The 17,891-nt window shown below is 70.9% G+C and carries 15 protein-coding genes; 9 read left to right on the top strand and 6 right to left on the bottom strand.

The window, feature by feature from the left end:
• The first annotated feature begins 638 nt into the window (after positions 1 to 638).
• Positions 639 to 947, top strand: a complete 309-nt coding sequence (groES, locus tag ACFTXQ_RS28570; protein ID WP_030230757.1) for a co-chaperone GroES — start codon at positions 639 to 641, stop codon at positions 945 to 947.
• 138 nt (positions 948 to 1,085) lie between these two features.
• Positions 1,086 to 2,708 carry a chaperonin GroEL gene (groL, locus tag ACFTXQ_RS28565; RefSeq protein ID WP_382645869.1) on the top strand — a complete coding sequence of 541 codons (1,623 nt, stop codon included), beginning with the start codon at positions 1,086 to 1,088 and terminating at the stop codon, positions 2,706 to 2,708.
• A gap of 66 nt (positions 2,709 to 2,774) precedes the next feature.
• On the opposite strand, the gene ACFTXQ_RS28560 is transcribed toward groL, so the two are convergent.
• From ACFTXQ_RS28560 to ACFTXQ_RS28550, 3 genes are all read right to left on the bottom strand, one after another.
• A complete protein-coding gene (locus ACFTXQ_RS28560) occupies positions 2,775 to 3,464 on the bottom strand; it encodes an ester cyclase (protein WP_382645867.1) in 690 nt (229 codons plus the stop codon).
• A gap of 72 nt (positions 3,465 to 3,536) precedes the next feature.
• A complete protein-coding gene (locus ACFTXQ_RS28555; protein ID WP_382645864.1) occupies positions 3,537 to 4,310 on the bottom strand; it encodes an SDR family NAD(P)-dependent oxidoreductase in 774 nt (257 codons plus the stop codon).
• A gap of 31 nt (positions 4,311 to 4,341) precedes the next feature.
• Positions 4,342 to 5,028, bottom strand: coding sequence for an MOSC domain-containing protein (locus ACFTXQ_RS28550; protein ID WP_382645872.1), 687 nt, complete (start codon positions 5,026 to 5,028; stop codon positions 4,342 to 4,344).
• An 88-nt stretch (positions 5,029 to 5,116) separates the two neighbouring features.
• Between ACFTXQ_RS28550 and ACFTXQ_RS28545 the strand changes: the two genes are divergently transcribed.
• A complete protein-coding gene (locus ACFTXQ_RS28545) occupies positions 5,117 to 6,016 on the top strand; it encodes a LysR family transcriptional regulator (RefSeq protein ID WP_382645861.1) in 900 nt (299 codons plus the stop codon).
• 127 nt (positions 6,017 to 6,143) lie between these two features.
• On the opposite strand, the gene ACFTXQ_RS28540 is transcribed toward ACFTXQ_RS28545, so the two are convergent.
• A complete protein-coding gene (locus tag ACFTXQ_RS28540; RefSeq protein ID WP_030027725.1) occupies positions 6,144 to 6,470 on the bottom strand; it encodes a WhiB family transcriptional regulator in 327 nt (108 codons plus the stop codon).
• A gap of 390 nt (positions 6,471 to 6,860) precedes the next feature.
• Here ACFTXQ_RS28540 and ACFTXQ_RS28535 point away from each other — a divergent pair, with 390 nt between their 5' ends.
• From ACFTXQ_RS28535 to ACFTXQ_RS28520, 4 genes are all read left to right on the top strand, one after another.
• Entirely contained in the window at positions 6,861 to 7,472 is a 612-nt protein-coding gene (locus ACFTXQ_RS28535; RefSeq protein WP_003948568.1) for a response regulator transcription factor, read from the top strand.
• A gap of 255 nt (positions 7,473 to 7,727) precedes the next feature.
• Positions 7,728 to 8,357, top strand: coding sequence for a sigma-70 family RNA polymerase sigma factor (locus tag ACFTXQ_RS28530; protein ID WP_266574431.1), 630 nt, complete (start codon positions 7,728 to 7,730; stop codon positions 8,355 to 8,357).
• Between the two features lie 122 nt (positions 8,358 to 8,479).
• Positions 8,480 to 9,979 (top strand): IMP dehydrogenase, encoded by a 1,500-nt coding sequence (guaB, locus tag ACFTXQ_RS28525; protein ID WP_382645858.1) that lies wholly within the window; start codon positions 8,480 to 8,482, stop codon positions 9,977 to 9,979.
• Between the two features lie 145 nt (positions 9,980 to 10,124).
• On the top strand, positions 10,125 to 11,249 hold the full coding sequence (locus tag ACFTXQ_RS28520) for a GuaB3 family IMP dehydrogenase-related protein (RefSeq protein ID WP_382645856.1): 1,125 nt from the start codon (positions 10,125 to 10,127) through the stop codon (positions 11,247 to 11,249).
• A gap of 81 nt (positions 11,250 to 11,330) precedes the next feature.
• Here the strand turns inward: ACFTXQ_RS28520 and ACFTXQ_RS28515 are convergent, their stop codons facing one another.
• Both ACFTXQ_RS28515 and ACFTXQ_RS28510 read right to left on the bottom strand, forming a co-directional pair.
• Positions 11,331 to 11,804, bottom strand: a complete 474-nt coding sequence (locus tag ACFTXQ_RS28515; RefSeq protein ID WP_382645854.1) for a hypothetical protein — start codon at positions 11,802 to 11,804, stop codon at positions 11,331 to 11,333.
• A 123-nt stretch (positions 11,805 to 11,927) separates the two neighbouring features.
• Positions 11,928 to 13,157 carry a nucleotide sugar dehydrogenase gene (locus ACFTXQ_RS28510; protein WP_382645851.1) on the bottom strand — a complete coding sequence of 410 codons (1,230 nt, stop codon included), beginning with the start codon at positions 13,155 to 13,157 and terminating at the stop codon, positions 11,928 to 11,930.
• Between the two features lie 237 nt (positions 13,158 to 13,394).
• Between ACFTXQ_RS28510 and ACFTXQ_RS28505 the strand changes: the two genes are divergently transcribed.
• Positions 13,395 to 15,101 (top strand): glycerol-3-phosphate dehydrogenase/oxidase, encoded by a 1,707-nt coding sequence (locus tag ACFTXQ_RS28505; protein WP_382645849.1) that lies wholly within the window; start codon positions 13,395 to 13,397, stop codon positions 15,099 to 15,101.
• Between the two features lie 161 nt (positions 15,102 to 15,262).
• Entirely contained in the window at positions 15,263 to 17,848 is a 2,586-nt protein-coding gene (locus ACFTXQ_RS28500; protein ID WP_382645846.1) for a protein kinase, read from the top strand.
• The last annotated feature ends 43 nt before the right edge of the window (positions 17,849 to 17,891 follow it).

The raw sequence follows: 17,891 nt of genomic DNA, 5'->3' as shown, positions 1-17,891 counted from the left end.
CGGGGTGTCTCCTCGGCTCGCGCACCAAGGCCCTCTTCGTGACGTAAGGGTGGTTGCGCGCTCGTCCTGCGGGGACCCCCCTGCGTGGCCCCGCTCCCCTCCCGGACCCCGCCCCGGGTGAATGCCGTTCCCCCGGGGCGGGGGTTGCACTGTCGAAGCCGCCCGTGGGGCGGGGACGCGCAGGAGGGTCCCCGCAGGACGAGCGCGCAACCCCCCAGAACAGTCGAAGCCATGGCTTGGTGCGCGAGCCGAGGAGACACTCCGGAGCGGCACCGCCCCACCACCCGGCCCCGGTGAACCGCGACCCCGCCGGGCGGCATCGGCGCGAGCCGAGGAGGCACTCCGGAGCTGCGCCGGCACACGACCCGGCCCCGGTGAACCGCAACCCCGCCGGGCGGCATCGTGCGCGAGTCGAGGCGGAGTTCGGGTGGGTGGGGGCGGTTGGGATGAGGCCATCGGCGGCGAGAATTGGCACTCCGCTTGACCGAGTGCTAATCGCCGGAATAGTGTCGCACCTGGCACTCGCCACCGGTGAGTGCCAACACAGCGACAGGCAGGTCCGGCACCCGCGACGACGGATCGACCTGGTCGCCACCTCAGACAGTTAACCCCGGATCTCCGAAGGGGGAGGTCGGATCGTGACGACCGCCAGCTCCAAGGTTGCCATCAAGCCGCTTGAGGACCGCATCGTGGTCCAGCCGCTCGACGCCGAGCAGACCACGGCCTCCGGCCTGGTCATCCCGGACACCGCGAAGGAGAAGCCCCAGGAGGGCGTCGTCCTCGCCGTGGGCCCGGGTCGCTTCGAGGACGGCCAGCGTCTCCCGCTGGACGTCAGCGTCGGCGACATCGTGCTGTACAGCAAGTACGGCGGCACCGAAGTGAAGTACAGCGGCGAGGAGTACCTCGTCCTCTCGGCCCGCGACGTGCTCGCGATCGTCGAGAAGTAAATCGCTTCTCCAGTTTTGATGTGAGCTGCGCCCCTGGTCACCCTGCTGATGCCGGGCGGCCGGGGGCGTAGTTCGTTCTAGGCGGTGGCGGTCGCGGTGAGCGGCCGAGGATCGCAACGAGAGGACTGAACCGCTCCCATGCCGAAGATTCTGAAGTTCGACGAAGACGCCCGTCGCGCCCTCGAGCGCGGTGTCAACAAGCTTGCCGACACGGTCAAGGTGACGATCGGCCCCAAGGGCCGCAACGTCGTCATCGACAAGAAGTTCGGTGCGCCCACCATCACCAACGACGGTGTCACCATCGCCCGCGAGGTCGAGCTGGACGACCCGTACGAGAACCTGGGCGCCCAGCTCGTGAAGGAGGTGGCGACCAAGACCAACGACATCGCGGGTGACGGCACCACCACCGCCACCGTGCTGGCGCAGGCGCTGGTCCGCGAGGGTCTGCGCAACGTCGCCGCCGGCGCCTCCCCGGCCGCCCTGAAGAAGGGCATCGACGCCGCGGTCAAGGCCGTGTCCGAGGACCTCCTCGCGACCGCCCGTCCGATCGAGGACAAGTCCGACATCGCCGCCGTGGCCGCGCTCTCCGCGCAGGACCAGCAGGTCGGCGAGCTCATCGCCGAGGCGATGGACAAGGTCGGCAAGGACGGTGTCATCACCGTCGAGGAGTCCAACGCCTTCGGCCTGGAGCTGGAGTTCACCGAGGGCATGGCCTTCGACAAGGGCTACCTGTCGCCGTACTTCGTCACGGACCAGGAGCGCATGGAGGCGGTCCTGGAGGACCCCTACATCCTGATCAACCAGGGCAAGATCTCCTCCATCCAGGACCTCCTGCCGCTGCTGGAGAAGGTCATCCAGGCGGGTGGCTCGAAGCCGCTGCTGATCATCGCCGAGGACGTCGAGGGCGAGGCGCTCTCCACCCTCGTCGTCAACAAGATCCGCGGCACCTTCAACGCGGTCGCCGTCAAGGCCCCGGGCTTCGGTGACCGTCGCAAGGCGATGCTGCAGGACATGGCCACCCTCACCGGTGCCACCGTCATCGCCGAGGAGGTCGGCCTCAAGCTCGACCAGGCCGGTCTGGACGTCCTCGGTTCCGCGCGCCGCGTGACCATCTCCAAGGACGACACCACCATCGTCGACGGTGCCGGCAGCTCCGACGAGGTCCTCGGCCGCGTCAACCAGATCAAGGCCGAGATCGAGTCCACGGACTCCGACTGGGACCGCGAGAAGCTGCAGGAGCGCCTGGCGAAGCTCGCCGGCGGCGTCTGCGTCATCAAGGTCGGCGCCGCCACCGAGGTGGAGCTGAAGGAGAAGAAGCACCGCCTCGAGGACGCCATCTCGGCGACCCGCGCCGCGGTCGAGGAGGGCATCGTCTCCGGCGGTGGCTCCGCGCTCGTCCACGCCGTCAAGGTCCTCGAGGGCAACCTCGGCCTGTCCGGCGACGAGGCCACCGGTGTCTCGGTCGTGCGCCGTGCCGCCGTCGAGCCGCTGCGCTGGATCGCGGAGAACGCCGGCCTCGAGGGCTACGTCATCACCTCGAAGGTCGCCGAGCTCGAGAAGGGCCAGGGCTTCAACGCCGCCACCGGCGAGTACGGCGACCTGGTCAAGGCCGGCGTCATCGACCCGGTGAAGGTCACCCGCTCCGCGCTGGAGAACGCCGCTTCCATCGCCTCCCTGCTGCTCACGACCGAGACCCTGGTCGTCGAGAAGCCGGCGGAGGAAGAGGCCGACGCCGGTCACGGCCACGGCCACAGCCACTGATCGCGCCCCACGCCAAGGAAGGCCCCGTTCCGCATCTGCGGAACGGGGCCTTCCCGTGTGTGCGCCCTACATGGCGCCCAGTTGGCGCATCAGGCCCATGGCGTCGTAGTGCCACCAGCCTTCCTTGATCATGCCGTCCTGACATCGGAAGACCGTCGTGCCGGTCATCGTGCAGGTCTTGCCGGTGGGGGCGATGCCCATGAACTCGCCCTTGTGCTTGCCCTTCCAGGTCCACAGGGTGGTGACGTAGTCGTCCTGTGCCATCTGGGCGTCCTTGGTGAAGGTGAAGTCGAAGCCGCCCCGCCACGTCTCCACGTCCTCGCGGATGCCCGCGGGCCCGATCTTGTCCTCGGGGTTGCTGATGTCGTGGTCGCGGTAGTCCTCGGCGAAGACCTCCGGGATGACGGACATGTCGCCCTTCATCGCGATCTCGTCGTACATCCGGTTCACGAGCATCGTGTTGAGGTGCTCGTCCCGGACGACGTCCAGGTTGGTGAAGCTGGGCATGCCGTCACAGAGGGCCACCATCTCCTGGAACATCTTGTCCGTTTCCGGGAGGTGAGAGTTCTTCATGGCCTCTTCGTACGAGGGGAATTCGACCACGTCCACGTAGTGGTTGTCGTTCTCGCGGTCCTTGCCCACGATGCTGTGGGTGACGGTGCGCTTGCCCTGGCTCTGCGAGACATACCGGTCGAGCAGCTGGTTGAGGTCGTCCTGCCGACTGGTCTTGTAATCGATTATCTGTACGAATGTCATGGCGTCTCCCGGGCTGGATGGGACATGTCCATTTTAGGGAGATTTCGCCCATCCGGCGGATCGGGCGGGGCGTTACTGCGGCCCGTACTTGCGGCCCGTGCGCGAGGACACCCCGCCCAGCAGCCCGCGCGGCGTCAGCTTCACGACGCCCATCAGCGCCTTGTACCGGGGGTCCGGGATCGAGACCGTCTTGCCCCGCGCCAGGTCGGTCAGGGCGGTCGCCACCAGCTTGTCGGCGTCGAGCCACATCCAGCCGGGGATGTTGTCCGTGCCCATGCCGGCGCGCTCGTGGAACTCCGTACGGACGAAGCCGGGGCACAGTGCCATCAGCCGAACCCCGGATCCCGACAGGTCCCTCGCCGCGCCCTGGGTGAACTGCACGACCCAGGCCTTGCTGGCCCCGTACGTACCGCGGGGTACGAACGCGGCCACCGAGGCCACGTTGATCACGCCGCCGCGGCCGCGCGAGCGCATCGACCCGGTGGCGGCCGAGGTGAGCCGCAGGACCGCCTCGATGTGCACCTTCAACATGGCCAGCTCGTCGGCCATCGCCACTTCGAGATAGCGGCCCTTGTTGCCGAAGCCGGCATTGTTGACCAGCAGGTCCACCGGGTGCGTACGGTCGCCGAGGCGCTCCTCGACGGCCGTGATGCCCTCCTCCGTGGAGAGGTCTGCGGCCAGGACCTCGGCCTCGATGCCGTGCCGGTCGTGCAGTTCGGTGGCCTGCTCGCCGAGCCGCTTGGTGTCGCGTGCCACCAGTACCAGGTTGTGGCCCTGGGCGGCGAGCCGCCGGGCGAAGGCGGCGCCGATGCCCGCCGTGGATCCCGTAATCAACGCAGTCGTCATAGGCGCAACCTAGCCGCCCCGCGTGGGCGTTCTACTCCGCCCCGGCCCCGGCCCCGTACTTCTCCAGGTGGCGCCGCACGGTCTCGTGCGCTTCCGGCTCCATCGCCGCCCCCGCCGCCAGGGTGCGCGGCAGCAGGGTGCGGTCGGTGGTGAAGGCGCGGAACCACAGCTCCACCGTCACGTCGTGGTCCGGGCGGTGGACGACCTCGATGGGGTCGCCGGGCGAGACCCGCCCCTCCTCGATCACCCGCAGGTACGCGCCCGGCCGGCCCGCCCGGGTGAACCGCTTGACCCAGGCGCGCTCGCCGAGGGCCCCCCGGAAGGTCTGGCAGGGGATGCGGGCCGAGGCCACTTCGAGGACCAGCTCCGCGCCGACCCGCCAGCGGTCGCCGAGGCGCGCGGTGTTCAGGTCGATGCCCGAGGTGGTGAAGTTCTCGCCGAAGATCCCGCCGGGCAGTTCGCGGCCCAGCTCCTCCGCCCACCAGTCCAGGTCCTCGCGGGCGTACGCGTAGACGGCCTGGTGGTCGCCGCCGTGGTGGCGGCGGTCGCAGACGGCGTCGCCCTCCAGGCCGCTGCCGAGGCCGGTGGCCTTGGGGCCGGGGGCGAAGACGCGGACCGGGCCGGGAACGGGGCGCTTTCCGTGGCCGGTCACCCCGCCTTCCGCGTCGGTGTAGTCGACCGCCGTGGCGCGGCCGAGGTTCACGGAGATGAGATGCACGGTTCCCATGGCACCACGCTAGCCACGCATCCCCAAAGTGTCACTGGATTATTCGCCCGGTGATCAAAGAAGGGCTTATGCTTGAAGGGTGATCGAAGCACGTCATCTCCGGATTCTGCGCGCCGTCGCCGGGACCGGCTCCTTCTCCGCGGCCGCCCGCGAGCTCGGCTGCACCCAGCCCGCCGTCTCCCAGCAGATGAAGGCCCTGGAGCAGTCGGCCGGCACCCCGCTGCTCATCCGCACCGGCCGCGAGATGCGGCTGACCCAGGCCGGCGAGGCCCTCGTCCGGCACGCCGCGGGGATCCTGGCCGGACTGACGGCCGCCGAGGAGGAGGTCGCGGCCATCGCCGGGCTGCGCGCGGGCCGGGTGCGGCTGGTGTCCTTCCCCAGCGGCAGCTCCACCCTGGTGCCCACCGCCCTCGCCGCGATGCGCGCCGAGCACCCGGGCACCCGTATCTCGCTGGTCGAGGCCGAACCGCCGCGCTCGGTGGAGATGCTGCGCGAGGGCGACTGCGACCTGGCGCTGGCCTTCCGCTACGGCGGCGCCTCCGGCTCGGCCGCGGAGTGGGAGGACCTGGTGGTGCGGCCGCTGCTCACCGACCAGCTCGTCGGGCTGGTCCCCGAGGGGCACCGGCTGGCCGGCGCCGAGCGCGTGGGCATGGCCGAACTCGCCGACGAGCCCTGGATCGCGGGCTGTCCGCGCTGCCGCCGCCACCTGGTGGAGGTGTGCGAGACCGCGGGCTTCACCCCGCGCATCGACTTCGCCACCGACGACTACCCGGCCGTGGTCGGCCTGGTGGGGGCCGGGCTGGGCGTGGCGGTGCTGCCGGAGCTCGCGGTGGAGTCCGTACGGGCCAAGGGCGTGAGCACGCTCGTGGTGGAGCCGGCCGTCGAGCGGGAGGTCGTGGCGCTGACCCTGCCCGACCTGGCCAGGGTCCCGGCCGTGGCCGCGACCCTGGCCGAGCTGGAGCGCGCCGCCACGCGCTGACCGTACGGATGGTCTTCCGTACGGCCGAACGCGTGACGTCGCGGGCGTGACGGCGACACGCCCGGAGGCGTAGGAGGGTCCAACGAATTCGAAGAAACGTTCCTTCAGGCGTTTCGTCGTGTTCCGGTCAGTGCGGCGCGATCGGCCCGATCGCACTCGACGCGGGGATCAGGCGGTGACGTGCACGGCCCATCAGCTCCTCGCGCTCGTCCTCGGTGAGGCCACCCCACACCCCGTAGGGCTCGCGGACGGCGAGTGCGTGCGCGGCGCATTCCGAACGCACCGGGCATCGCATGCAGACCTCTTTAGCCGAGGCCTCGCGCGCGCTCCTGGCCGCGCCCCGCTCGCCCTCCGGGTGGAAGAAGAGGGAGCTGTCGACCCCGCGGCAGGCTGCGAGCAGCTGCCAGTCCCAGAGGTCGGCGTTCGGTCCGGGGAGGCGGGAGAAATCTGCCATTGGTAGTCCCTCTTGGTGCCGGTACTGAGGCGGATACGGTCCATGTCTCCAAGGGTCTCCACACCTACTGTCGGAGTAGATGTAAATATGACTCATTGGGAATCTAGCCTCAGACACGTGCCAAACGGAAGGAAAGCCGCCAAATAGGGCATAGCTCCAGATGGAGGACAGATGGCTTGTGGCGCCTGCGCCGTGTTCGCTTCCTCACGTAGAGTGCCGAAGGTGTCCGTCCGACCCGTAACTCTTTCGAGTGACCATCGTTGAGAGTGCGAAGGCGGTTGAACCAAGAAGTTCTCGGACAGGTGTCCGGGGGCATCGACCGCACAGGTGACGATACGTACCAGCCTGGAGGCTCAAGGTGACGCGCATCAGCAGCTGCGGAGGGCGGTCATGACATCCGTCCTCGTCTGCGACGACTCCCCGCTTGCCCGAGAGGCGCTCCGTCGCGCGGTTGCCACCGTGCCCGGCGTCGAGCGTGTGACGACGGCTGCCAACGGCGAGGAAGTCCTCCGCCGCTGGGGCGCCGACCGCTCCGACCTGATTCTGATGGATGTACGGATGCCCGGGCTCGGCGGTGTGGAGACGGTCCGCCGCCTGCTCTCTGCCGACCCCGGGGCCCGCATCATCATGCTCACGGTCGCCGAGGACCTGGACGGCGTGGCCCTCGCGGTCGCCGCCGGCGCCCGGGGCTATCTGCACAAGGACGCCTCGCGCGCCGAACTGCGGGCCACGGTCACCCAGGCCCTGGCCGACCCGACCTGGCGACTGGCCCCGCGCCGGCTCCGCTCCGCCGAGATGGGCGCCGCTCCCACGCTCACCGCGCGTGAGATCCAGGTGCTGGAGGGCATGAGCCACGGCCGGTCCAACGCGGAGATCGGGCGCGAGCTCTTCCTCTCCGAGGACACGGTCAAGACGCACGCCCGCCGGCTGTTCAAGAAGCTCGGCGCCTCGGACCGGGCGCACGCCGTCGCCCTCGGCTTCCGCTGGGGCCTGGTCCGCTGATTCCTCGCCCCGCCGTATCCGGTGCGCACCCGGGGATTGGCGGGGCACAATCCGGGGGACGTGTCGCTTCGTGCGCGATGCCGCATCCTTGAGGGTGTGCCGCATTCTTGGAGTGTGGGAGTCCTCGAGGACTATTCGGCCGAGCGGGAGGGGAGGGCGCAAGCGATGACTTCAGGCGCACCCGCTCATAACGCTTCGATGCACGAAAACGGCCACGGTGCCACGGAAGCTCCGGCGCCAAGGCACCATGGATCGATGCGTGACGACGAAGCCCTGGGGTCCCCCGCGGCCACAGGCCCCACCGGCGCCGCCAAAGGCGGCAGTGCCGGGGCCGTCAGCGCGCTCGTACGCCGGGCCGTGGAAGGCGACGAGCAGGCCACGCACGACCTGCTCGCCTTCGTCCACCCGCTCGCGATCCGCTACTGCCGCACCCGGCTCTCGCGGCTTCCCGGTGACGCCCGCCACTTCGTGGAGGACCTGGCGCAGGAGGTCTGCGTCGCCGTCCTGATGGCGCTGCCGCGCTACCGGGACACGGGCCGGCCCTTCGAGGCCTTCGTCTTCGCCATCGCCGCGCACAAGGTCGCCGACCTCCAGCGGGCCGCCATGCGGCACCCGGGCAGTACGGCCGTGCCCTCCGACGAGATGCCGGAGCGGCCGGACGACTCGCTGGGACCGGAGGAGCGGGCGCTGCTCAGCAGCGACGCCGCCTGGGCCAAGAAGCTGCTGGCCAACCTCCCGGAGAACCAGCGCGAGCTCCTCGTCCTGCGGGTGGCCGTCGGGCTGACCGCCGAGGAGACCGGGCAGATGCTCGGGATGTCCCCCGGAGCCGTGCGGGTGGCCCAGCACCGGGCGCTCAGCCGGCTGCGGGCGCTCGCGGAGCAGTAAATCCCGCTGCGAAACTTGTAACAAGCTACGAAAATTGCCGTCGATCTTCATCGTGGAATGAGACGCGGCGGGATCCCGTTAGCATGGACATCCGCGCTGAGCAAGACCATTTGGAAGGTGTCATGACTGCCGACGGAGTGCCCGACAAATTCGCCACGCTCGGACTGACCTACGACGACGTGCTGCTGCTGCCGGGCGCGTCGGACATGGCTCCGGACGAGATCGACACCTCTTCGCTCATCTCGCGCAACGTGCGGGTGAACGTCCCGCTGCTGTCCGCGGCCATGGACAAGGTCACCGAGGCCCGCATGGCCATCGCGATGGCCCGCCAGGGCGGCGTCGGCGTCCTGCACCGCAACCTCTCCATCGCCGACCAGGCCAACCAGGTCGACCTGGTCAAGCGCTCCGAGTCCGGCATGGTCACCGACCCGATCACGGTTCACCCGGACGCGACGCTGCGCGAGGCCGACGAGCTGTGCGCGAAGTTCCGCATCTCCGGCGTCCCTGTCACCGACCCGGCCGGCAAGCTGCTGGGCATCGTCACCAACCGCGACATGGCCTTCGAGTCGGACCGCAGCCGCCAGGTGCGCGAGGTCATGACCCCGATGCCGCTGGTCACCGGCAAGGTCGGCATCTCCGGCGTCGACGCCATGGAGCTGCTGCGCCGCCACAAGATCGAGAAGCTTCCGCTGGTCGACGAGGCGGGCATCCTCAAGGGCCTCATCACGGTCAAGGACTTCGTCAAGGCCGAGAAGTACCCGAACGCCGCCAAGGACAAGGACGGCCGCCTGCTGGTCGGTGCCGCCGTCGGCGTCGCCGGCGACGCGTACGAGCGCGCCCAGGCCCTGATCGAGGCGGGCGCCGACTTCATCGTCGTCGACACCGCCCACGGTCACTCCCGGCTGGTCGGCGACATGGTCGCCAAGATCAAGTCGAACTCCTCCGTGGACGTCATCGGCGGCAACGTCGCCACCCGCGACGGCGCCCAGTCGCTGATCGACGCCGGCTGCGACGGCATCAAGGTCGGCGTCGGCCCCGGCTCCATCTGCACCACGCGCGTCGTCGCCGGCATCGGCGTCCCGCAGGTCACCGCGATCTACGAGGCCTCGCTGGCCGCCAAGGCCGCGGGCGTCCCGGTCATCGGCGACGGCGGCCTGCAGTACTCGGGCGACATCGCGAAGGCCCTGGTCGCGGGCGCCGACACGGTGATGCTCGGCTCGCTGCTCGCGGGCTGCGAGGAGTCCCCGGGCGAGCTGCTCTTCATCAACGGCAAGCAGTTCAAGTCGTACCGCGGCATGGGCTCGCTCGGCGCGATGCAGTCCCGCGGCGACCGCAAGTCCTTCTCCAAGGACCGCTACTTCCAGGAGGGCGTGGGCGGCGACGACAAGCTCATCCCCGAGGGCATCGAGGGCCAGGTGCCCTACCGCGGGCCGCTCTCGGCGGTCGTGCACCAGCTCGTCGGCGGTCTGCGCCAGTCGATGTTCTACGTCGGCGGCCGCACCGTTCCCGAGCTGCAGGACCGTGGCCGCTTCGTCCGCATCACCTCGGCGGGCCTCAAGGAGAGCCACCCGCACGACATCCAGATGACCGTCGAAGCTCCCAACTACAGCCGCAAGGGCTGATCGGAACACCGCCGAAGGGGCGGGCCCCTCCGGGCCCGCCCCTTCGGCATGCCCCGTGGGTACGTCCGTACAGCGGTCACCGGAACGCGGGCCCCCGGGGTTCGGGGATACTGGACGGGCAGACCCAGAGGAAAGGCCACCACACGTGACTGAGATCGAGATCGGGCGCGGCAAGCGCGGCCGCAGGGCGTACGCGTTCGACGACATCGCCATCGTCCCGAGCCGGCGTACCCGGGACCCGAAGGAGGTCTCGATCGCCTGGCAGATCGACGCGTACCGCTTCGAGCTCCCCTTCCTGGCCGCCCCCATGGACTCGGTCGTCTCCCCGCAGACCGCGATCCGCATCGGCGAGCTCGGCGGCCTCGGCGTGCTGAACCTCGAAGGCCTGTGGACCCGCTACGAGGACCCGCAGCCGCTGCTCGACGAGATCACGGAGCTGGACGAGGCCGCGGCCACCCGCCGCCTCCAGGAGATCTACTCCGCGCCGATCCAGGCGGACCTGATCCGGCAGCGCATCAAGGAGGTGCGCGATTCGGGCGTCGTCACCGCCGCCGCGCTCTCCCCGCAGCGCACCGCCGAGTTCTCCAAGGCCGTCGTGGACGCGGGCGTGGACATCTTCGTGATCCGCGGCACCACCGTGTCGGCGGAGCACGTCTCCGGCGCCGCCGAGCCGCTGAACCTCAAGCAGTTCATCTACGAGCTCGACGTCCCGGTCATCGTCGGCGGCTGCGCCACCTACACGGCGGCCCTGCACCTGATGCGCACCGGCGCGGCCGGTGTCCTCGTCGGCTTCGGCGGCGGCGCCGCGCACACCACGCGCAACGTGCTCGGCATCCAGGTCCCGATGGCCACCGCCGTCGCGGACGTGGCCGCGGCCCGCCGCGACTACATGGACGAGTCCGGCGGCCGCTACGTGCACGTCATCGCCGACGGCGGCGTGGGCTGGTCCGGCGACATCCCGAAGGCCGTCGCCTGCGGCGCCGACGCCGTGATGATGGGCTCCCCGCTGGCCCGCGCCACCGACGCGCCCGGCAAGGGCAACCACTGGGGCATGGAGGCCGTCCACGAGGACGTGCCGCGCGGCAAGAAGGTCGACCTCGGTACGGTCGGCACCACCGAGGAGATCCTGACCGGCCCGTCGCACTCCCCGGACGGCTCGATGAACATCTTCGGCGCGCTGCGCCGCTCGATGGCCACCACCGGCTACAGCGAGCTCAAGGAGTTCCAGCGGGTCGAGGTCACGGTCGCGGACTCGCAGCACAGCCGCTGATCCGCTTCGCGTGCGTACGCCGGAGGGCCGGCACCCCGAGCGGGGTGCCGGCCCTCCGGCGTGAGGGGCGTCAGCCGTTCGTCACTCGGAGCCCTTCTTGGCCGCACCGATGGCGATGAAGCCGCCGAGGCCGAGGAAGACGTAGGTCAGCACGTCCGCGCCTTCCTTCCAGACATCGTTCAGCCCGCCGATGCCGGCCTTGCTGATGGCCTCGCCCACGCCGATGTGGCCGAGGTCGGCGATCACGAGCGCGATGAAGGTGAGCTGGCCGAGGTAGACGGCAGCGATCGACAGCACGGCGGAGATCACCGGGAGGATCGGGTTGCGGCCCCCGAGCTTGCCGGCGGCGAAACCGACGAGCGCGCCGACGGCGACCGCTGCGTAGGCCTTCTCGCTGTCGAGGGCCTTCATGATGTAGCCGTACGCGACAGCCGAGACCACGGCGGCGACGACGGCCGCGGCGATGCCGAGGCCGATGTTGCCCGTGCGGGCCGGGGCCGGGGCGGGCGCCTCGGTGTAGGAGTCGGGCGCGGGCGGCTGGAAGTTCTGGCTCATGCGGAGATCCCCCCCAGGGAATCGCGGGCACACGTGTCCTGGGGGACGTATGTGCGAGATAAGGAAGTGACGCCGCAGGCTAGCAGCCGCTTACGACATCCGTGAGGGGGAATTTCCGGGCACTCACAGCCGGTGCGCGGCGCCCGCCGGGCTGGCGCCGCGGGTGTCGAGGAGCAACTGGGCTTTGACCGCGAGTCCTTGGAGGTCGTACGTGCGGTGGTGCTGCAGCAGGATCGTCAGATCGGCGTTGGCGGCGGCCTCGTACAACGATTCCGCACGGGGCACCGGCTGGTCCCTGACCCGCCAGCCGGTGATGAACGGGTCGTGGTAGCTGATCAGCGCGCCCAGGTCGAGGAGGCGGCTGGCGATCTCGCGGGCGGGGGAGCCCTCCTGGTCGGCGAGGTCGGGCTTGTAGGTGACGCCGAGGAGGAGGACGCGGGCGCCGCGGGCGGACTTGCCGTGCTCGTTGAGGAGGGTGGCGGAGCGCTGGATGACGTACTGCGGCATCCGGTTGTTGATCTCCTGAGCCAGGCCCACCATGCGCAGGGGGTGGCCGGGGGTGCGGGTGGTGTGGGGGAGGTAGTTGGGGTCGAGGGGGACGCCGTGGCCGCCGACGCCGGGGCCGGGGCGGAAGGCCTGGAAGCCGTACGGCTTGGTCTCGGCGCAGCGGATGACGTCCCAGAGGTCCACGCCGAGGTCGTGGCAGAGCACCGCCATCTCGTTCATGAGGGCGATGTTGACGTGCCGGTAGTTGGTTTCGAGGAGCTGGACGGTCTCGGCCTCGCGCAGGCCGCGGGCGCGGACCACCTTCTCGGTCAGGCGGGCGTAGAAGGCGTGGGCGGACTCCGTGCAGGCGGGGGTCAGGCCGCCGATCACCTTGGGGGTGTTGGAGATGCCGTGCGTGCGGTTGCCGGGGTCGTGGCGGCTGGGGGAGTAGGCCAGGTGGAAGTCCCGGCCCGCCCGGAGTCCGGAGCCCTCTTCGAGGATGGGGCGGAGGTAGTCCTCGGTGACGCCCGGGTGGGCGGCGGATTCGAGGATGACGGTGGTGTGGGGGCGCAGGCGCGCGGCGAGCGCGCGGCCGGCCTCGCCGACGGCGGACAGGTCGAGTGCGCGATCGGCGCCGAGCTGGGTGGGGGCGCAGATGACGGCGGTGCGGACCCGGCCGAGCTCGGCGGGATTGGTGGTGACCCGGAAGCCGGCCGCCGACATGCGGCGGATCTCGGCGGCGGTGAGGGTGGAGTCCGTGACCGGACCGCTGTCGTAGCCGACCGTCTCGATCCCGGCGGCGACGGCCGCCTGGGCGAGGGGGAGGCCGAGATGGCCGAGTCCGATGACGGCGAGGTCTGCGGGCATGGGGGTGCCGTCCCTTCCCTGACATGAGGGGGATGCGCGCGCAAGTCCTGTGGACGGGAATGGCCCAGAGAAGCTGGCGCAATGTCAGGTTAGGCGTATATATGACAGATATGTCGCATTCTGGAGTGGTGGCCACCTTTGTGTTGTCCACAGGCGGTGGCCGATGAGGGTGCGGACGGTCAGAATCATGAAAACGGGGCATGTGAGCGGGATCACCCGCACCAACGGGAGGCAGCCGTGAGGACAGCGACACTGGGGCCGGCGCAGCGCGCCGAGGCCCTCGCCCGGATGGCCGAGCGGGAACTGGACCTGCTGGTGGTCGGCGCGGGCGTGGTCGGCGCGGGCACCGCGCTCGACGCGGTGACCAGGGGCCTGTCGACGGGGCTGGTGGAGGCGCGGGACTGGGCGTCCGGCACGTCGAGCCGGTCGAGCAAGCTCATCCACGGCGGGCTCAGGTACCTGGAGATGCTCGACTTCGCCCTCGTACGGGAGGCGCTCAAGGAGCGCGGGCTGCTCCTGGAGCGCCTCGCCCCGCACCTGGTGAAGCCGGTGCCGTTCCTGTACCCCTTGCAGCACAAGGGCTGGGAGCGGCTGTATGCGGGCTCGGGCGTCGCGCTGTACGACGCGATGTCGGTCTCCAGCGGGCACGGGCGGGGTCTGCCGGTCCACCGGCACCTCTCGCGCAAGCGGGCGCTGCGGGTGGCGCCGGCCCTGCGCAAGGACGCGCTCGTCGGAGCCCTGCAGTACTACGACGCCCAGATGGACGACGCGCGGTACGTGGCCACGCTGGTGCGGACGGCCGCGGCGTACGGGGCGCACTGCGCCAATCGGGCGAGGGTCGTGGGATTCCTGCGCGAGGGCGAACGGGTGGTCGGTGCGCTGGTGCAGGACGTGGAGGGTGGCGGCGAGTACGAGATCCGTGCGAAGCAGGTCGTGAACGCGACGGGGGTGTGGACGGACGACACGCAGGCGCTGATCGGGGAGCGCGGTCAGTTCCACGTCCGGGCGTCGAAGGGCATCCACCTGGTCGTGCCGAAGGACCGCATCCATTCGAGCACCGGGCTGATCCTGCGGACCGAGAAGTCGGTGCTGTTCGTCATCCCGTGGGGGCGGCACTGGATCGTGGGGACCACGGACACCGACTGGGACCTGGACAAGGCGCACCCGGCGGCGTCGAGCGCGGACATCGACTACCTGCTGGAGCACGTGAACTCGGTGCTGGCGGTGCCGCTGACGCGCGACGACGTCCAGGGGGTGTACGCGGGCCTGCGGCCGCTGCTGGCCGGGGAGTCGGATGCGACGAGCAAGCTGTCGCGCGAGCACACGGTGGCGCACCCGGTGCCGGGGCTGGTGGTGGTCGCGGGCGGCAAGTACACGACGTACCGGGTCATGGCGAAGGACGCGGTCGACGAGGCGGTGCACGGGCTGGACCAGCGGGTGGCGGAGTGCGTGACGGAGGACGTGCCGCTGGTGGGGGCGGAGGGGTACCGGGCGCTGTGGAACGGGCGGGCCAGGATCGCGGCCCGGACGGGCCTTCATGTGGTGCGGGTGGAACACCTGTTGAACCGGTACGGGTCGCTGACGGAGGAACTGCTCGACCTGGTCGCCGCCGATCCGGGGCTGGGCGAGCCGGTGGCCGGGGCGGAGGACTACCTGCGGGCGGAGATCGTGTACGCCGCCTCGCACGAGGGGGCGCGGCACCTGGACGACGTGCTGACGCGGCGGACGCGGATCTCGATCGAGACCTTCGACCGGGGGACGCGGTCGGCGCGGGAGTGCGCGGAGTTGATGGCGCCGGTGCTGGGGTGGGACAAGGAGCAGATCGAGAAGGAGGTTCAGCACTACGAGAAGAGGGTGCAGGCGGAGCGGGAATCGCAGCGCCAGCCGGACGACCAGACGGCGGACGCGGCGCGGCTGGGGGCGCCCGACATCGTTCCGTTGTAACTCCGGGATGCGGAAGGGGGAACCGCGGACCCGGGGCGCCCGTCCGTTGCGGAGTGAGGGACAATGAAGGTTCTGCCGGGGCGGGTTACCGCGGACCCCGGCCGCCGGGCAGCTCGGCCGCTGGGGCAGGCGGAGCAGCGGCACGATCGCAGAGGGGACGCATGTCGAAGCCGGAGACGCCTGCGGCGCAGCCAGACGGTGTGGAGCCGGCGCCCGTGCCGGACCCCGCCGAGGCGGGGGCTGCGGCCGCCGAGCCCAAGCCCGAGCCTGCGGCCACTGAGTCGGATGCCGCCGGGGCGGAGCCGGTCGCGGAGGCCGAGCCGAAGTCGGCCAAGGCCGAGCCTGCGGTCGCGAAGCCCGTGCCCGCTGCGGCGAAGCCTGAGCCCGCCAAAGCGGATCTGGCCAAGGCCGAGCCCGCGGGCGAGAAGCCGAAGCCGGCCAAGGCCGGGGCTGTGCCCGCCGACCCGGAGGACGCGAAGCCTGAGCCCTCCAAGGCGGATCTGGCCAAGGGTGCGGCTGCGCCCGCGAAGGCGGAGAAGGCCGGCACTGCTGACGCCAAGCCGGACCTGGCCAAGGCCGAGCCCGCGGGCGAGAAGCCGAAGCCGGCCAAGGCCGGGGCTGTGCCCGCCGACCCGGAGGACGCGAAGCCCGTCGCGGCGAAGGCCGATCTGGCCAAGGGTGCGGGTGCGCCCGCGAAGTCGGCCAAGGCCGGGGCAGTGCCCGCCGACCCTGAGGACGCGAAGCCCGCTGCGGGGAAGGCCGATCTGGCCAAGGGTGCGGCTGCGCCCGCGAAGGGGGACAAGGGCGGGGCTGCGGACGGCAAGGCGGACGAGGCTGCGCCCGCGAAGGATCAGGGGCGGTTGCTGGCCGGGCGGTATCGGCTGGGGGCCGTGCTCGGCAAGGGCGGGATGGGGACCGTCTGGCGGGCCCAGGACGAGACGCTGGGGCGGACCGTCGCCGTCAAGGAGCTCCGGTTCAGCACCGGGGTCGATGACGATGAGAAGCGTCGGCTCATCACCCGTACGCTCCGCGAGGCCAAGGCCATTGCCCGGATCCGGAGCGGGGGTGCCGTCACCGTCTACGACGTCGTGGACGAGGACGCCCGGCCGTGGATCGTCATGGAGCTCATCGAGGGGCCCTCGCTCGCCGAGTTCATACGGGAGAACGGCCCCCTCACCCCGCACCGCGCAGCCGAGGTCGGCCTCGCCGTGCTCGACGTGCTGCGCGCCGCGCACGGCCAGGGCATTCTGCACCGGGACGTCAAGCCGTCCAACGTGCTCATCGCCACCAACGGCCGCGTCGTCCTCACCGACTTCGGCATCGCCCAGGTCGAGGGCGACCCCTCCGTCACCTCCACCGGCATGCTCGTCGGCGCCCCCTCCTACATCTCCCCCGAGCGCGCCCGCGGCTACAAGCCCGGCCCGCCCGCCGACATGTGGTCGCTCGGCGGTCTGCTGTACGCCGCCGTCGAAGGCGTGCCCCCGTACGACAAGGGCTCCGCGCTCGCCACCCTCACCGCCGTGATGACCGAGCCGGTGGACCCGCCCAAGAACGGCGGCCCGCTGACCGAGGTCATCTACGGCCTGCTCGCCAAGGACCCGGCCCACCGTCTCGACGACGACCGTGCGCGGGCCATGCTCACGGCCGTGCTCAACGCTCCCGAGCCCGCGCCGGCCCCCGAGCCGGCCCAGGCCGCCGAGGCGACCCGGCAGATCTCGCTCGCGGACGCCAAGGAGGCCGCCGACAAGGCCGCCGCGGAGAAGGCCGCCGAGAAGGCGGCGAAGAGGGAACGCGAGCGGCGGGAGCGCGAGCAGCGCGAACGCGCCCGCGCCGCGCTGAAGTCGGCCCGCAAGGCGGCGGCGGGCGCCGCGGCCACGACGACCGCCTCCGCCGCGGAGGCGCCGGCCGCACCGGCCCCCAAGCCCAAGGCCGCACCGGTGGCGGCGCCGCTCACCGATGTCATGCCGCGCCGCACCATCGCGCTGGCGATAGCCGCCGTGGTCGTGGTGCTGGCGGCGGTCGGCTCGCTGATCGCCTACGCCATGAGCGGCGACGACACCGGCGGCCGCAAGGACGAGGGCAAGAACGGCGGCAAGCCCACGCCGGGCGCCTCCGCGAGCAAGTCCCCGGGCGGCGCTCAGGCGGGCAACGCGTCGTCCTCGCCGCAGTCCTCCCCGAAGGCCGGCGAACCGGGCGCCGGGCAGGGACAGCAGACGCCCACCAACGCCAGTGGCGGCGGCAGCGCGAGCCAGGGGCAGGGCGCGGCGCCCGGCGGCTCGGGCAGCGGACTCCCCACCGGATACGCCCTGGTGACGGACCCTGGGTTCCACTTCTCGATGGCGATGCCCGAGGGTTTCCACAAGACGGGCATAGCAGGCAAGAACTCGGGTGGCATATACAGCCGCGACGGCGGCTTCCCCCGGATCCAGGTCGACTACAACGACAGCCCGAAGGACGACGCGCGCAAGGCCTGGATCGAATCGAACCCGGGTACCGCGGCCAGCAGCACGAACTACAAGCTGCTCAGGATCGACCTGGCGAGCTACCGGAACTACCCCACCGTCGCCGACTGGGAGTTCGAGCGCGACCACGGCGGCGTCCGGATGCGGGTGCTCAACCGCGGTTTCAAGATGGACGCCACCCACGGCTACGCCATCATGATCAGCTGCCCCGCCGACCAGTGGGACGGCCCGGAGTGCACGCAGATGCGCAACACCGCCTTCGAGACCTTCCAGCCGCTCGGCTGACCTCGGGACGCGGGCGCCCCCGGCGACGTATCGTGTCAGCGGG

The sequence above is a fragment of the Streptomyces sp. NPDC057010 genome (assembly GCF_042673805.1).
Lineage (GTDB): Bacteria > Actinomycetota > Actinomycetes > Streptomycetales > Streptomycetaceae > Streptomyces.
The sequence above is the reverse complement of the archived record's forward strand: the minus strand, read 5'-3'. Positions and strand labels throughout refer to the sequence as shown.

What these genes read in the sequence shown, in the direction of transcription:
- groL (WP_382645869.1), top strand. Translation starts at nt 1,086, where the DNA reads ATGCCGAAGATTCTGAAGTTCGACGAAGACGCCCGTCGCGCCCTCGAG.
- ACFTXQ_RS28560 (WP_382645867.1), bottom strand. Translation starts at nt 3,464, where the DNA reads ATGACATTCGTACAGATAATCGATTACAAGACCAGTCGGCAGGACGAC.
- ACFTXQ_RS28555 (WP_382645864.1), bottom strand. Translation starts at nt 4,310, where the DNA reads ATGACGACTGCGTTGATTACGGGATCCACGGCGGGCATCGGCGCCGCC.
- ACFTXQ_RS28540 (WP_030027725.1), bottom strand. Translation starts at nt 6,470, where the DNA reads ATGGCAGATTTCTCCCGCCTCCCCGGACCGAACGCCGACCTCTGGGAC.
- ACFTXQ_RS28535 (WP_003948568.1), top strand. Translation starts at nt 6,861, where the DNA reads ATGACATCCGTCCTCGTCTGCGACGACTCCCCGCTTGCCCGAGAGGCG.
- ACFTXQ_RS28530 (WP_266574431.1), top strand. Translation starts at nt 7,728, where the DNA reads ATGCGTGACGACGAAGCCCTGGGGTCCCCCGCGGCCACAGGCCCCACC.
- guaB (WP_382645858.1), top strand. Translation starts at nt 8,480, where the DNA reads ATGACTGCCGACGGAGTGCCCGACAAATTCGCCACGCTCGGACTGACC.
- ACFTXQ_RS28515 (WP_382645854.1), bottom strand. Translation starts at nt 11,804, where the DNA reads ATGAGCCAGAACTTCCAGCCGCCCGCGCCCGACTCCTACACCGAGGCG.
- ACFTXQ_RS28510 (WP_382645851.1), bottom strand. Translation starts at nt 13,157, where the DNA reads ATGCCCGCAGACCTCGCCGTCATCGGACTCGGCCATCTCGGCCTCCCC.
- ACFTXQ_RS28500 (WP_382645846.1), top strand. Translation starts at nt 15,263, where the DNA reads ATGTCGAAGCCGGAGACGCCTGCGGCGCAGCCAGACGGTGTGGAGCCG.